Annotated in this window: 17 protein-coding genes; 10 read left to right on the top strand and 7 right to left on the bottom strand. The window is 62.4% G+C overall.

The genetic code is table 11. The features are described 5' to 3' along the window. The first annotated feature begins 55 nt into the window (after positions 1–55). From JF539_RS23870 to thpR, 3 genes are all read left to right on the top strand, one after another. Positions 56–685 carry an arylesterase gene (locus JF539_RS23870; protein WP_328809309.1) on the top strand — a complete coding sequence of 210 codons (630 nt, stop codon included), beginning with the start codon at positions 56–58 and terminating at the stop codon, positions 683–685. A gap of 71 nt (positions 686–756) precedes the next feature. Next, entirely contained in the window at positions 757–1,809 is a 1,053-nt protein-coding gene (locus JF539_RS23865) for an NADP(H)-dependent aldo-keto reductase (protein ID WP_207143238.1), read from the top strand. A gap of 195 nt (positions 1,810–2,004) precedes the next feature. Continuing rightward, positions 2,005–2,541: an RNA 2',3'-cyclic phosphodiesterase gene (gene thpR, locus JF539_RS23860; RefSeq protein ID WP_207143237.1), complete on the top strand. Its 537-nt coding sequence runs from the start codon at positions 2,005–2,007 to the stop codon at positions 2,539–2,541. A 341-nt stretch (positions 2,542–2,882) separates the two neighbouring features. Here the strand turns inward: thpR and JF539_RS23855 are convergent, their stop codons facing one another. Beyond that, complete coding sequence (locus JF539_RS23855) at positions 2,883–4,058, bottom strand: glycosyltransferase family 4 protein (protein ID WP_236042625.1); 1,176 nt, start codon at positions 4,056–4,058, stop codon at positions 2,883–2,885. Between the two features lie 92 nt (positions 4,059–4,150). Here JF539_RS23855 and JF539_RS23850 point away from each other — a divergent pair, with 92 nt between their 5' ends. Continuing rightward, positions 4,151–4,924, top strand: a complete 774-nt coding sequence (locus tag JF539_RS23850) for an alpha/beta hydrolase (protein ID WP_207143236.1) — start codon at positions 4,151–4,153, stop codon at positions 4,922–4,924. A gap of 75 nt (positions 4,925–4,999) precedes the next feature. Here the strand turns inward: JF539_RS23850 and JF539_RS23845 are convergent, their stop codons facing one another. Continuing rightward, a complete protein-coding gene (locus tag JF539_RS23845; protein WP_207143235.1) occupies positions 5,000–5,641 on the bottom strand; it encodes a DNA-3-methyladenine glycosylase family protein in 642 nt (213 codons plus the stop codon). An 89-nt stretch (positions 5,642–5,730) separates the two neighbouring features. Here JF539_RS23845 and gluQRS point away from each other — a divergent pair, with 89 nt between their 5' ends. Beyond that, entirely contained in the window at positions 5,731–6,615 is an 885-nt protein-coding gene (gene gluQRS / locus JF539_RS23840) for a tRNA glutamyl-Q(34) synthetase GluQRS (RefSeq protein ID WP_207143234.1), read from the top strand. A 61-nt stretch (positions 6,616–6,676) separates the two neighbouring features. Here the strand turns inward: gluQRS and JF539_RS23835 are convergent, their stop codons facing one another. Beyond that, a complete protein-coding gene (locus tag JF539_RS23835; protein ID WP_207143233.1) occupies positions 6,677–7,645 on the bottom strand; it encodes an AEC family transporter in 969 nt (322 codons plus the stop codon). A 142-nt stretch (positions 7,646–7,787) separates the two neighbouring features. Between JF539_RS23835 and JF539_RS23830 the strand changes: the two genes are divergently transcribed. Then, positions 7,788–8,963 (top strand): hybrid sensor histidine kinase/response regulator, encoded by a 1,176-nt coding sequence (locus tag JF539_RS23830; RefSeq protein ID WP_207143232.1) that lies wholly within the window; start codon positions 7,788–7,790, stop codon positions 8,961–8,963. Between the two features lie 28 nt (positions 8,964–8,991). Here JF539_RS23830 and JF539_RS23825 read toward each other — a convergent pair whose 3' ends face one another. Beyond that, complete coding sequence (locus tag JF539_RS23825; protein WP_328809308.1) at positions 8,992–9,657, bottom strand: 2-hydroxychromene-2-carboxylate isomerase; 666 nt, start codon at positions 9,655–9,657, stop codon at positions 8,992–8,994. 83 nt (positions 9,658–9,740) lie between these two features. On the opposite strand from JF539_RS23825, the gene JF539_RS23820 reads away from it, so the two are divergent. Beyond that, on the top strand, positions 9,741–10,598 hold the full coding sequence (locus JF539_RS23820) for a phosphatase PAP2 family protein (protein ID WP_207143231.1): 858 nt from the start codon (positions 9,741–9,743) through the stop codon (positions 10,596–10,598). Positions 10,599–10,606: 8 nt separating this feature from the next. Here JF539_RS23820 and JF539_RS23815 read toward each other — a convergent pair whose 3' ends face one another. Together JF539_RS23815 and JF539_RS23810 are read right to left on the bottom strand one after the other, a co-directional pair. Continuing rightward, entirely contained in the window at positions 10,607–10,894 is a 288-nt protein-coding gene (locus tag JF539_RS23815; RefSeq protein ID WP_207143230.1) for a hypothetical protein, read from the bottom strand. A gap of 95 nt (positions 10,895–10,989) precedes the next feature. Then, positions 10,990–11,439: a low molecular weight protein-tyrosine-phosphatase gene (locus JF539_RS23810; RefSeq protein WP_207143229.1), complete on the bottom strand. Its 450-nt coding sequence runs from the start codon at positions 11,437–11,439 to the stop codon at positions 10,990–10,992. A gap of 165 nt (positions 11,440–11,604) precedes the next feature. Here JF539_RS23810 and JF539_RS23805 point away from each other — a divergent pair, with 165 nt between their 5' ends. Then, entirely contained in the window at positions 11,605–11,901 is a 297-nt protein-coding gene (locus tag JF539_RS23805; RefSeq protein WP_207143228.1) for a 4a-hydroxytetrahydrobiopterin dehydratase, read from the top strand. A gap of 124 nt (positions 11,902–12,025) precedes the next feature. Here the strand turns inward: JF539_RS23805 and JF539_RS23800 are convergent, their stop codons facing one another. Next, the gene (locus JF539_RS23800) at positions 12,026–12,256 is read right to left on the bottom strand and encodes a sulfurtransferase TusA family protein (RefSeq protein ID WP_207143227.1); all 231 of its coding nucleotides are present in this window, start codon (positions 12,254–12,256) and stop codon (positions 12,026–12,028) included. A gap of 96 nt (positions 12,257–12,352) precedes the next feature. Here JF539_RS23800 and JF539_RS23795 point away from each other — a divergent pair, with 96 nt between their 5' ends. Both JF539_RS23795 and JF539_RS23790 read left to right on the top strand, forming a co-directional pair. Beyond that, complete coding sequence (locus JF539_RS23795) at positions 12,353–12,904, top strand: DUF924 family protein (RefSeq protein ID WP_207143226.1); 552 nt, start codon at positions 12,353–12,355, stop codon at positions 12,902–12,904. A 463-nt stretch (positions 12,905–13,367) separates the two neighbouring features. Next, entirely contained in the window at positions 13,368–13,706 is a 339-nt protein-coding gene (locus JF539_RS23790; RefSeq protein WP_207143225.1) for a P-II family nitrogen regulator, read from the top strand. The last annotated feature ends 20 nt before the right edge of the window (positions 13,707–13,726 follow it).

The following is a 13,726-nucleotide window of genomic DNA, read 5'->3' as shown; positions in this document are numbered from 1 at the left end:
CCGCGACCATATGGGCCTGTTGCGACGCGTCTTCCAGTACCGAAAGAGTTTAAGTGTGAACAGATTAGTTGCATTTCTCGGTTTTCTCCTCCTTCTGATCGCCCCGGCCGCCGGACAGACCGCGGATTTGAAACTGGTCGTTCTGGGCGACAGCCTGAGCGCGGGGTACCGGCTTGGCCCCGACGAGGGTTTCCCGGAACAGCTGCAAAAAGCCCTTGGCGAAAAAGGCCACTCGGTCGAGGTCGTCAACGCAGGTGTCTCCGGCGACACCACCACCGGCGGCCTTGCCAGGCTGGACTGGTCCGTCGGAGAGGACACGGACGCGGTCATCGTGGAGCTTGGCGCGAACGATGCGCTGCGTGGCATTTCGCCGGAGATCTCGCGACAGAACATCGAGGAAATTGTCCGGCGGCTGCGCGAACGCGGGATCGAGGTCCTGCTCGCCGGGATGCTGGCGCCGCGCAACCTCGGTCCCGAATACGCCGAAATTTTCGACCCGATCTATTCCGAGGTTGCCAAGACCCATGGGGCTCTGCTTTATCCCTTCTTTCTGGAAGGGGTCGCGCTCGACCCCGACCTGAATTTGTCCGACGGCATGCATCCCAACGCGCAAGGCGTGGCCGTTATCGTTGAGAGAATTCTGCCGAAGGTCGAAGAGCTTCTGGCAAACGCCCAATCTTCTTAAGGGGGAAAGCCGGGCCGCACGGCCCTTCGGCCTTCAGGGCACCCCTTTTTCGGAACCAAAAGGAATTCAAGATGGAACAGCGCCGTCTTGGCCGCACGGATGTGCAGGTGAGTGCTTTGTGCCTTGGCACAATGACCTTCGGAGAGCAGAACACGGAAGCCGAAGGCCATGCCCAGATGGATCTCGCCGTCGAACGCGGCATCAATTTCTTCGATGCCGCGGAACTTTACCCGATCCCGCCGAACCGGGACACGCAAGGGCGGACCGAGCGGATCATCGGAACCTGGTTCAAGAAACGCGGCAACCGCGACCGGATTGTCATGGCCACCAAGGTCGTCGGGCGCACCGACATGGACTGGTTCCGGGAAAACGGCGAAACGGGCAAGCTGACGCGTCAGCAGATCGAATTCGCGGTAGACCGCAGCCTGAAGAACCTTCAGACCGACTACATCGACCTTTACCAGATCCACTGGCCGGACCGGAACGTCTCCGGGTTCGGTTCCAACCCGACGCGCTGGGCCGATGCGGAGCCGGTGGAGGACGAAAACAGTATCGTCTCCACCCTTGAAGTCATGGCGGATCTGGTGAAGGCCGGAAAGATCCGGCATGTCGGCGTATCCAACGAAAGCGCCTGGGGCACGATGACCTTCCTCAAGGAGGCCGAGCGGCTCGGCCTGCCGCGGATCGCCTCCATTCAGAATGCCTATTCGCTCGTCAACCGCACCTTCGACACCGGCCTTGCCGAGGTGGCTCGGCGGGAGGACGTCGGCCTCCTGGCCTATTCGGCCCTGGCACAGGGTTACCTGACAGGCAAATACCGCAACGGCGCTCTGCCGCACGGCGCCCGGAAAACCCTGTTTAACCGGATGCAGCGCTATGAACACCCGCGCGCCCTTCAAGCATTCGACGCGTATGTGGATCTGGCGCAGGGCGCCGGCCTGGACCCGTCCCAGATGGCGATCGCCTTCGCCAAGTCTCGCAGCTTCATGACGTCGGTGATCATCGGGGCGACGAAACTGGACCAGCTCGAAACCGATATCGCCGCCGCCGATCTCAAGCTGAGCGCCGATGTCCTGGAAAGGATCGACGCCCTGCATCAGGAGTTCGGCAACCCGGCACCGTAGGGCAGCCCTCCGGCGCTGCCCCGAACAAGAGAATCAATTTTCGGCATCAACGCCGCGCCGTTACTTCAAGGGTGCGGCGTTTCGCTTGGCTGCGAATGAATTTTAAAGCTCCGTCAAAAACTTAACATTTTGTCTTGCGATTTTCATGAAGTTGATTCCTCATGGGTTTTATCAGCGACAGCGGAGGGAACACCCATGCCGCGCCTCTTTACAGGCCTTGAGATACCGTCCCAGACGGGCCTCATGTTATCGATGCTCCGGGGAGGCCTTCGGGGCGCCCGCTGGATCGATCCGGAAAACTACCATCTGACCTTGCGCTTCATCGGCGACATCGACGACCGTACCGCCGACGAGGTGGTGGACGCGCTCGACCGGATTCGCCGCGAGCCGATCGAGATCCGCCTGACCGGCCTGGGATCCTTCGGCAACGGCAAGCCGCACGCGGTCTGGGCCCGGGTTGAGCCGAGTGCCCAGCTCGCCGAGCTGCAGGCGGAACAGGAGCGCATCCTGCAGCGCCTGCGCCTGCCCGCCGAACGAAGGAAATACATTCCCCACGTGACGATCGCACGCTGCAAGACTTCCACCAACGAGGATGTCGCAAGGTGGTTGAGCGAACGCGGCAACTTTCAGGCTCCGCCCTTCATCGCCGGACGCTTCGTGCTGTTTTCCTCGAAATCCAGCGTTGGCGGCGGCCCTTACCTGGTGGAAGAGGCCTATCCGCTGGCGGCGTGAGCTGTTTGCGGTAAGCGGTGTGGAAGAGATCCGGTGTCTGTCAGGATCGCAGGAAACCAGTTGAGCATCGGTCATCCCGTGGCTTGACCTGCTGCTGTCCGGTCAAGAGACTATTTCTGACGTTCCCTGAGCGTTGCCGCTTGCACCCATCTCCCCCCTTGAGGGGGAGATGTCAGCTTTAGCTGACAGAGGGGGGGATCAGCCTCACGAAATCATTCAGCTTTTCATGTTGCCGCACCACCAAGCCCCCCTCTGTCCGTTTCACGGACATCTCCCCCTCAAGGGGGGAGACGGGCGCAAGTGCCAACGTATGGGATGCTGAGAGATAGTCGATTGACCGCTCATCCCCTCAACAAGGACCGATAAACTTCCAGCGTCCTGTCGCACATGGTTTCGACCGAGAAGTTGGCGCGGACGTGGGCGAGCGCGCGGTCGGTTATGGCCTTTTTCAAGGAAGCTTCCAGAGAGAGCGCCGACAGGATGGCGTTGGCGAGCGCGTCCGGGTCGCCGGCGGGAACCCGCCACCCGGTGCGTTCGTTTTCCTCGACCTCCGGCGGGGCGAGGACGGTTTCCGGAACAGCGCCGAGATCGGAAACGATGACCGGCACCGAGGCCGCCTGGGCCTCCACGGCGGCGCGGCCGAAGGCCTCAGGCTCGGTGGAGGCCACGACGGCAAGATCGGCGAGCGCCATGGCCGCCGGCACGTCGGCGCAGTGGCCGACGAGCCGGACCTGGTCGTTGAGGCCGCGGTCGGCGATGCGTTTCTTCAAATCCGCCAGATAGCCGTCGCGGCCCTGGGCGTCGCCCGCCAGAATGGCGATCGGCTCCAGGTGGCCGCTTTCCTTCAGATCGGCCATGGCATCGATCACCACCGCCTGGCCTTTCCAGGCCGTCAGGCGGGCCATGTTCAGGATGATCGGACGGCCCGCGGGAATGCCCCAGGCGTCCTTGAGCGCCTGCCTGCGCAGGGAACTGAGGTTTTCCGGCGCGAGGCCGACCAGGTCGGAGCCGCGCTGGACAACCGTGATCCGATCTTGCGCGAACGGATGCCGGTCCCTGATCAGGCGGGCGATGAAATGGGAATTGGCGATCACCGCGTCCCCCCGCGCCATGACCGAATTGTAGAAGGCTTTCAGCCCGTTCGACTGGTTGTAGGTGCCGTGATAGGTGGTAACGAAGGGCGTTTTGGTGCGCCGGGCAGCTCGGAGTGACGACCAGGCCGGCGCGCGGCTTCGCGCGTGAATGAGACTGATCCCCCGCTCCTCGATGAGCTGGGTGAGCCGGGCGGCGTTTTGCCAGAGCGTCCAGGGCATCTTGGACTTGATCGGCAGCACGATGTGCTCGGCGCCGACTGCCTCGAGCTCCGTCACCATCGGACCGCCCTGACTGACGACGAGAGCGGTTCCCCCCGCCGCGACAATGGCGCGGGCCATGTCGACCGTTGTCCGTTCCGCCCCGCCGGATTTGAGATCCGGAATGACTTGCAAAATGGTGGTCGCGGGCGGCAGTTGAACCAAGTGGGGTCTCCGGAGGATCTTTTCAATCTGGGGCGGCTGTGCCAAGGGAATGCTTCGACAGGAGCCGGAACAAGGGCTTAAGAAGGCTTAATATGAGTGAGACCGAACCGCAATTCATCACGGTCGGAAAATCCGACAGGGAGCGCCGGATCGCGGTGCGGACAACGTCGGGGCGGGAGCCGGGCCTGCTCTGGCTTTCCGGCTTCAAATCCGACATGAGCGGCACCAAGGCCGAAGAACTGGCGCGGTTCGGCACGGAGCGAGGCCAGGCTGTCGTCCGTTTCGACTATTCCGGTCACGGCATTTCTGGCGGTGACTTCGAAGCGGCCTGTGTGTCCGACTGGCTGGAGGAGGCGCAGGCTGTCTTCGACCGGTTCTGCCCGGGCGAAACCGTCGTGGTCGGCTCGTCCATGGGGGGCTGGATCGCGCTGTTGCTCGCGCTGTCGCGCAAGACGACAGACCGGATCGCAGGGCTCGTCCTGATCGCTCCTGCGGTCGATTTCACCGAGGAGCTGATGTGGAAGCAGCGCTTTTCCGACGAGATCCGCAACGAGATCCTGACGGAGGGCCGCTGGGCACAGCCTTCGGCCTATGGCGACGCTCCTTACGTCATCACCCGAAATCTCATTGAGGACGGCCGTGGGCATCTCCTCCTTGACCGGCCGCTTCATCTCGGCGTGCCGGTGACGATCCTTCAGGGCGCGAAGGATCCGGACGTTCCGGCCAGCCATGCACAACGGCTGGCGGAAGCCCTGCCCCGCGACGACGTCACCTTCACGCTTGTGCCCGACGGAGACCACCGCCTCTCCCGGCCGGAGGACATTGCCCTGCTGCTGCGGGCGGTGGAGGCAATGTTGCCGGAGTGACAAGACACCGAAGCGCTGCGTTCAATCCCGGAAAGAGCCGGCCCGGAATCTGACAGCCGGTTTCCCGGACGCCCCTCACACCGGCATCGTCTCCCTTCCGTCTTTTTGAACCCTGTACCAGGCCCAAAGCAGTCTTGCCGCGACGGCGCGGTGCGGGGACCAGGCAGCGGCGAGGCCGTCGAGCGTCCTGGGGTCCGGCCGTTCGTTCAGGCCGAGCGCGCCCTGCGCCGCGATCCTGAGCGCCAGGTCGCCGCTCGGGAAGATGTCCGGGTGGCCGGCGCAGAACAGCAGGAAGATATCCGCCGTCCAGCGGCCGACCCCCTTGATTTCGCACAGGACCGCATGCGCCTCGGCTGGCGGGACTTCGGCGAGGCGGGCCAGATCGAGGTCGTCCCGGCAGGCGGAGGAGATGGCGCGAAGGGTCCGTATCTTGGGCCGCGACAGCCCGGCTCCCGCCAGATCCTCATCCGCAAACTCCGCGAGTTTCTCGGCCGTCAGCGGAGTGACGAGGGCCAGAAGCCTCGAAAAAATCGCGGAGGCACTTGCCACCGAAACCTGCTGGCCGGTGACAATCTGGGCAAGCCCCTCGAAATCCGCTTTCCGGCGGCGCAGCGGAACGGGACCGGCCGCCGAGGCAATTGGCGCCAGGCGCGGGTCGATCGCAATCAGAGCCGCAAGGCCGGCGCGAATGTCTTCGTCGGTTTCGATCGGTTTCATGGCAACAGGGTCAAATGCGGTGTTGCACGGACAGTCTCCGGTGATAGGTAAGGTTTTGTTCGCCCGTCAACCCGGTTACAGCTTTTCTCATGACCGAGCCCGTCTTCCGTTTCGCTCCCTCGCCCAACGGCCACCTGCATCTCGGCCATGCCCTGTCCGCGCTTTTGAACGTCCGGGCGTCGGTCGCGCTCAGCGGGCGGTTTCTGCTCCGGGTCGAGGACATCGACCGGGCCCGCTGCACGGCGGAGCTGGAACGGGAGATGTTTGAGGATCTCGACTGGCTCGGCGTACCGCTGGAGGAGCCGATCCTGCGCCAGTCGCAGGCCTTTCCCCGATACCGGGCGGCGCTGGAAAGGCTGCAGGACATGGGGCTCGTCTACCCGGGCTATCTGACCCGTGCGGAGATCAAGCGTTTCGTGGCCACCTATGAGGCGGAGGGAAAGGCCTGGCCGCGGGATCCGGACGGCGCACCGGTCTATCCCGGGGACGGTGCGGTCCTGGGCGAGGAAGAACGCAAGGCCCGCGCGGACAGCGAGGCGCCCTTTGCCCTGCGGCTCGACATGACAAAGGCGCTTGAGCGCATCGGGCAGCCACTTTTCTGGGAAGAGACAGGGGCCGAGGGTCCGGCGCTGTTCGCTCCGCCGGAGGAAATTCCGGTGGCCGCGGAAGCCTGGGGCGATGTGGTGCTGGCGCGCAAGGACGTACCGACCAGCTATCATCTTTCCGTTGTCGTCGACGACGCACATCAGGGGATCACCGATGTTCTGCGCGGCAAGGACCTTTATCACGCCACCAGCGTGCACCGGGTGCTTCAAACACTTTTGGACCTGCCCGCGCCGCGTTACCGCCATCACCGGCTGATTCTGGATGAAGATGGCCGGAAGCTGTCCAAGTCAAGCGACGACACGAGCCTCAAGAGCCTGCGCGAGGCCGGCATGACCCACAGGGAACTGCGTACCCGCATTGGGTTGTGAGGCATCAGGCAGACCGCCTTTGTCGTCCCGGTTTTGGGCTGGGATGACACCGGAAAAGGCTCTAACCCAGCGCATACCAGGTATCAAGGAACCAGATCCACAGGCTGGTCGTCAGGACGGCGCTCAAGGTGGTCATGGTGATCGCGTTGGCGGACATGGCGTGGCCCGTGCCGTAGCGGTTGGCGAAAATATAGGCGTTGACGCCGGTCGGACATCCCGCCGTGAGCGTCGCGACGGTGGTCCAGAGCGGCGACAGCTGAAAGACGAAAGCACTGACGGCGAAGACCACGGCCGGCATCAGCACCACCTTGATCACGCTCAGGATAAGTCCCGGCAAAACGTTGCCGCGCATGCCGTATTGGACAAGGCTCATGCCGAGCGACAGAAGGGCGAGCGGCAGGGCGGTTGCACCGATGCGGTTCAGGACATCCTGGCCGATCGCCGGCACGTCGAGGCCGGTCAGCCGCCACAGAAAGGCGAGAACGATCGCGACGATGATCGGATTTTTCAACAGGCTCCGGCCCGCGTTGGCCAGCAGCCGGCCGAGCGGCGGCGACGGCTGGCCGCTGTCGCTGGCCGCCGCCCGCTCCATCACCACGGCCATGGCGACAGTCATCACCGCCAGATGGATGGAGACGATCAGAAGCAGCGGAACGAGCCCGTCGTCGCCATAAACGGAGGCGACCAGCGGCAGGCCGACCAGCACCGTGTTGGCGAAGGCGGCCGAAATCCCGCCGATGGCGCCCGCGCGTGCGTCGCGCCCGAATGCCTTGCGCACGATCGCCGTTCCAAGCCCCCAGGCGGCGGCGACACCCAGAAAATAGCTCGCCCAAAGCGCCAGCGGCAGCCCCCCGGACAGGTCCGCGTTGATCAGGGTGCGGAACACCAGCACGGGGATCGCAACGACAAAGACGAATTGTCCGAGCGCATCGCTGACTGCCTGGCTGAAGACCTGAAACTTCGCCAGGGTGTAGCCGATGCCTATGAGAACAAAGACGGGGGCAACGATCGAGAGCGCTTGAGCAAGCATGAGGAGAGGCGCAACTTCTAAGGGATTGGATGGACAGCGGTTTGCCATCGGGGTAATCACAGTGTTGTCAAACTGGCTTTTCGCGCTGCGAAACGCAAGCCCTGTTGACGGTGCATCGCGGAGAAGGGCGGATCCTGGCTTGATGACAGATCGCGGGAATGACGGCGACAGGGACAGGGAAAGCGACTCCGTCAGGCTTGCCCTTCTCGCCCACGACCTCAGAACCCCCCTTTCGGCCATGCGCCTGACGGCGGAACTCATCGCACAGGGACATCTCGACGAAAACCAGTCCGATCAGCTTGCGATCCTGATCCGCTCCATCGACGCATTGAACGAGATGACCGGAGAACTCGTCAGCGCGGCGAAGCCCGGTCTGGAGACACGCCCCCCGCCGGGCCGGATCTCCGACATCGTGTCGGAAACCGCGGACCTCTTCCGGATCGCCGCCGAAGCCAAGGGACTTTCCTACGGGCTCACGGCCGGCGCGGATACCGGCGCCTTCGAAACCCGCCACGGAACGGCGCTGCGGCGCGTGGTCACGACGCTCCTGGACAATGCCGTGAAATATACCGGCTCGGGCGGCATCGAGGTCCGCGTGGAAGCGATCTCGGAAGACGGATTTGAAGCGTCCGAAACGGCTGGCGGCCCCTGGATTGGCATCAGCGTTTCGGATACCGGACCCGGGATCGACCCGGAGGAACGGGCGGAACTGTTCAGGCCCTTCGTGCGCGGCCGCCACGGGCGGGAGACCGGACCCGGCACCGGCCTCGGCCTCTGGGGCACCGCACAGCTGGTCCGGGAGATGGGCGGCCGACTGCTGCTGTCCCGGCCGGAGGGTGGCGGCAGCCGGTTCGAGGTCCGGATTCCCGCGGGGCGTGAGGGTGAGGCGTCGCGAAGCGGGCCGGACGCACCGGCTGGCCCGGCTCGGGTCGTCGCGCCGGGCCAGATTCAGGCGCATGTCCTGATCGTCGACGACAACGAGACCAATTGCAGGCTTTTGTCTGCCCTTCTTGAATCCTTCGGGGTCTCGTCGGAGACCGCCAGATCCGGTCAGGAGGCCATTGCGCTGGTTGCCGAAAAGCGCTTCGATGCCGTACTCCTGGATCTGCACATGCCTGAAATGAGCGGGATAGAGACCGCCGCCGCCCTGAGAAACCTCGGCAACGGCGCGGACCTGGCGCTTGTCGCCGTAACGGCGGCGCTGGACTCCGTAGAACCGGACCGCCTGCGCCGGTCGGGATTCCAGGATGTCCTGGCCAAACCGCTCTCCCCGGCAGCGCTTTACGAAGTCATCGAAGCGATTTGCGGCAGCGGGTGAGCGCTTCGCGTGGGCCGTTTTTGAAACATCAGCATGCGCGCACTGCCGTCTCCAGAGCCTGCTCCAGTCTGTCGTCGCCCCAGTAAAGTTCGCCGCCCGGAATGACGAAGCTCGGCGCGCCGAAAACCCCGTGCTGTTCGGCTTCCGCAACCGCCGCCCGCAGGCCGATCTTGGTCTCCGTGCTGTTCGCGTCCCGCAGCGCTCTTTTGGCCGGAGCGCCGGCTTCCAGCAGCAGATCGGCCATCAGGCCCTCATCGGAAATATCCAGGCCTTGCCCGAATTCCGCGATGAACACGGCCCGCGAGAAAGCCCCGATCCAGGACTGGGAGCGTCCGGCATGGGCGATGCGCGCGGCCAGAAGGCTTGGCTGCGGAAAAGGATCCGGCAAGGAAAACGGAAGGCCGTAACGCTCGCACTGCCGCTCCATATCGTGCCACATGTAGCGACCCTTCGCGGGTTGCAGATTGAAGGGCGACGTATTCCAGCCCAGTTTCTTGAATATGGGACCGAGCAGGAACGGCCGCCAGGCAACGGTTACGCCGAGCGTGCTGGCCAGGGTTTCGATGCGCATCGCCGAAAGATAGCTGTAGGTGGAGGCGAATTCATACCAGAATTCAACAACGGGCGGTTGGCCGCGACGCAAGTTCACGACATTCGTTCCCGCGCGCGTGGCAAGAGCAGGATCTTCAGGCACATATTACTCTTCGACAACGGAACACCGGCCCGCCTTTGCAGGAAACGATTGGATCAATTTTGCGAATGCGTTAAAGAGCAGCCATGGAGCAGACGATTTCGCGCAAGCATAGTGCAAAGGTTGTAATTCGCAAAGCCAGCGGTTGGTGCATCCAGCATCCGATGGCCGCCGTCTGCCTGTACATCTGCCTCGTATCGCTCTTTTTCCTTATTTTTCCGGGTACTGATTTTCTTGCGAGCGGACTGTTTTATTTCGAGAGCAGTGGCTTCGCGGCACAAAACAAGCAGTTTCTCAGGGATGTCAGGCACCTGGGGCCTTTTCTCGTCCGCGTGACGGCGATCGTCTGCGTCGGCGTTCTTCTTCTGAAGCTGCTTGCTCCGGGACGCCCGCCCCTTCTCCCCCTGCGTCAGCCGGTGTTTTTGCTGACGACGCTTATCTTGGGTCCGGGCCTTTTGGTGAACACCATCCTCAAGGACAATTGGGGGCGGCCCCGGCCGCGTTACGTCGAACAGTTCGGCGGCGACCTGCCTTATCAGCCCGTCTGGAAGATCACCGACTACTGCGACAAGAACTGCTCCTTCGTCTCCGGAGAAGCGTCGGCCGGGATGTGGCTGGTGTCGCTGGCGTTTCTGGTGCCGGCAACCTGGCGGAAAGCGGCGCTTTCCTTTCTGCTGCCGCTCTGCGTGGTGCTTTCGGTCAACCGGGTTGCCTTCGGCGGGCATTTTCTTTCCGACACCCTGCTGTCCTGGGGGCTCACTCTGCTGCTCGTCCTTGCGGTGTACCGGCTGCTTTATCTGAACGACCCGCCGCTGGTTACCGACCGCAAGCTGGACGAGTGGTTCACGATCAAGGGACGGCGCCTGCAAAGGGCAATGCGCCGGCTGGGCGTGCGTGCCAAACGGTCCCTGCGCGACGCAATCCGGAAGTTGTCGGACAGATAAAACGAAGTCTATTGCGGGTTGACGGGTTCCCGCACGTGGCCGGTGCGCGGCCGGGTGCGCTTCAGGATGCGGGCGAAACGCAGGGGCGAGCGGTCTTCAACCCATGTGATGACGCGATTGAGCCTCGGGGTGTTTCGGCGGCGGCTGCGCAGAGAGCGGGCCGCGGTGCGGCTGGTGCCGACGATGACAATCAGACCGAGCGCCATGAGGGGAACGCCGGTGGGAATGGGCATCCAGACCGTTATCAGTCCGAAAACGATGAACACCGCTGCCAGAGACCACCAGAGAAGTTTCATTTTCGCGCCAGATTTCTTCTAGTTGAACCTGACCAATACATCGGGATCTGAGTCGGATTTATGAAGGCGCCGGTGCGATCATCGGTTTTGGTTAATCAAGTCAGACGGCGCAGGAGGGTTTCGCATCCGAACCGGAGCAGCCGGTAAACCTCCTCAAAGCCGTCCGTGCCGCCATAGTAAGGATCCGGAACGTCCCTGGGCGGATCGTCCAACAGCAGGCGGATGTCCGCGCTCCCGACCTCGTCTCGTGCCCACAGCGTATTCAGGTTGCTGCCGTCCATGGCCAGGATGATACCGAAACGTTCGAAATCCCCGGCGCGGACCTGCCGTGCCTTCTGCCTGGAAATATCGATTCCGTAAGTTGCGGCGATCTCGATCGAACGCGGATCCGGCGGATTGCCGGTATGCCAGGCGCCCGTACCGGCCGAATCGATCAAAAAACGTTCCACCAGCCCGGCATCTTCGACAAGGTCGCGAAAAACACCCTCGGCCAATGGCGAGCGGCAGATGTTGCCAAGGCAAACGAACAGGACGCTGTGGGTCAAGTCAGGTCTCCGGGAATACCGCCGTCAGCATGACCTTATACCAAGCGGAACGAATAGGAACCCACAGGATCGCTTGGCGGCAGAATACGGCAGACCAAAAGCTCGCACCGCCTTTGCACCGTCATCTGAATCTCCTATTCAGAAAGGCGATCAAGGGAGGATCCAATGGTAGAAAGACTGAAACTGGAAGACAGGGCCGCCGGGTTGAAGGCTCTGCCGGACTGGCATTTGCGCGAGGACCGCGAAGCAATCTCGAAAACCTTCAGGTTCCGTGACTTCCGCGAAGCCTTCGCGTTCATGACGCAAGTCGCCCTGACCGCGGAAAAAATGAACCACCATCCGGAATGGTCCAATGTCTACCGCACCGTCGATGTTACCTTGTCGACCCACGACGTCGGCGGCTTGAGCGAACTGGACCTGACGCTGGCGGCCGAGATCGACAGGATCGCCGGGCGGTCTTGAGCGCCCGCGCGGTCGGAACCGGAGATTCTTGAACGAAGGGGAAAGAGATCGCGGCATTGAGGCCGGTGCGTTGGCAGATCGGCGTCTACCTTTTTAGCGATTTGCCCCTGTCAGCCCCAACGCCTCATCCGCCGCCCTTGGCGAGCACGAAGCGATGGCCGGTTTCGGTGCGCTCGGCCTCGACGAGCCTGTGCCCGTTTTCCGAGCAGAAATGAGGAATGTCGATTTCAGCCATGGGGTCTGTGGTCAGCACCGTCAGGCGATCGCCGTCCAGGAGACCGCCGATGGCCTTTCTCGTCTTCAGCACGGGAAGCGGACATTTCAGCCCCTTCAGATCGAGCGTCGTTTCATTCACCTGAGCTATTCCGGACCCGCCGGCCCGAACCCTGATTGAAGTTGGTGTAAGACGGTTTACTCTGGATTTGATGCAAACGGAACCTGGACGATTCTCATGACCGATACGCTTGTGACAGCACTGGATGTTCTGGATTTCTGGTGGCAGGCCGGAGCTCCCAAATGGTTTGCCAGGGACGACGGCTTCGACCAGGCGTGTCGGGACAAGTTTGGTGAGTCCATCGAAGCGGCAAAGGACGGCCGGCTGGATCATTGGGCGAACACCGCCGACGGCGCCCTTGCGCTGATCCTGCTGCTCGACCAGATGTCGCGCAACGTCCACAGAGACACGGCCGAAGCCTTTGCCGCCGACGGAAAGGCGCTTGCCATCGCCAGACACGCCCTCGACCGGCAATTTGACCGGGCCTTTCCAAAGGACGCGCGGGCCTTTTTCTATCTTCCTTTTGAGCACTCTGAGGATATGGCCGATCAGGACAGGTCGGTCGACCTGTTCCGTGCTCTCGGAGTGACGGACTATTATCATTACGCCCTGGTTCACATGGACGTCATCCGGCGGTTCGGCCGCTTTCCCCACCGCAACGAGCTGCTCGGCCGCGAAACGACACCGGAAGAGCAGGCCTATCTCGCCGACAACGGGTTTTCCGCCTGAAACCGGACGGCCCGGGCCGCAGCGCCTGGGTCGAGCCTCCAGATCTCCTCACGGACAAGTGTCGCCAAGGGTGCGGGCTCGCCTGTCCGGCGAGGTGCCGCATTTTTATGCGACATCTTCCCCGGCGGACGAGATGCTCTCTTTTTGATCAAAACACACCTTTTTGCTTAAAAATTAGGCTGAATATCTGCCTGGAAAACCGCCAACCGGACCACGACCTTTGTGGTGTTAACAGCATCGTAACACTTTTAATTGGCGGAAAACCGCGAATTACTTCTCCGAAAAGCGAAGTTGGCACGGTCTTTGATTAGGAAGGGCCGACACCGTCCTGAAACCACTCCTCGTGGACAAACAACAGACCTGACAAGACCCTTCCAGAGGGGACGTTAACGGGCAAATTACAGGGCGGTCGGCCGAGCTTCTTCAAAGGGAAGGGGCGCTAAAAAGGGGAATGGAACGAGCAATGAAAATAGTGATGGCCATCATCAAGCCGTTCAAGCTCGACGAAGTGCGTGATGCTCTTACCGGCATCGGCATCCAGGGGCTGACGGTGACAGAAGTCAAAGGCTATGGCCGCCAGAAAGGTCACACCGAGATTTACCGCGGCACCGAGTATGCTGTCAGTTTCCTGCCGAAGCTGAAGATCGAGGTCGCCGTCGACGGTGCATCCGTCGAGAAGGTGGTCGAAGTGATCTCCGGCGCCGCCAAGACCGGTCAGATCGGTGACGGCAAAATCTTCGTTTACTCGATCGATCAGGTTGTCCGGATTCGTACCGGCGAAACCGACGCCGAAGCTCTGTGATTTAGGTAAGGAAACGTATC

Source organism: Roseibium aggregatum (assembly GCF_017309185.1).
Taxonomy (GTDB): domain Bacteria; phylum Pseudomonadota; class Alphaproteobacteria; order Rhizobiales; family Stappiaceae; genus Roseibium; species Roseibium aggregatum_B.
The sequence above is the reverse complement of the archived record's forward strand: the minus strand, read 5'-3'. Positions and strand labels throughout refer to the sequence as shown.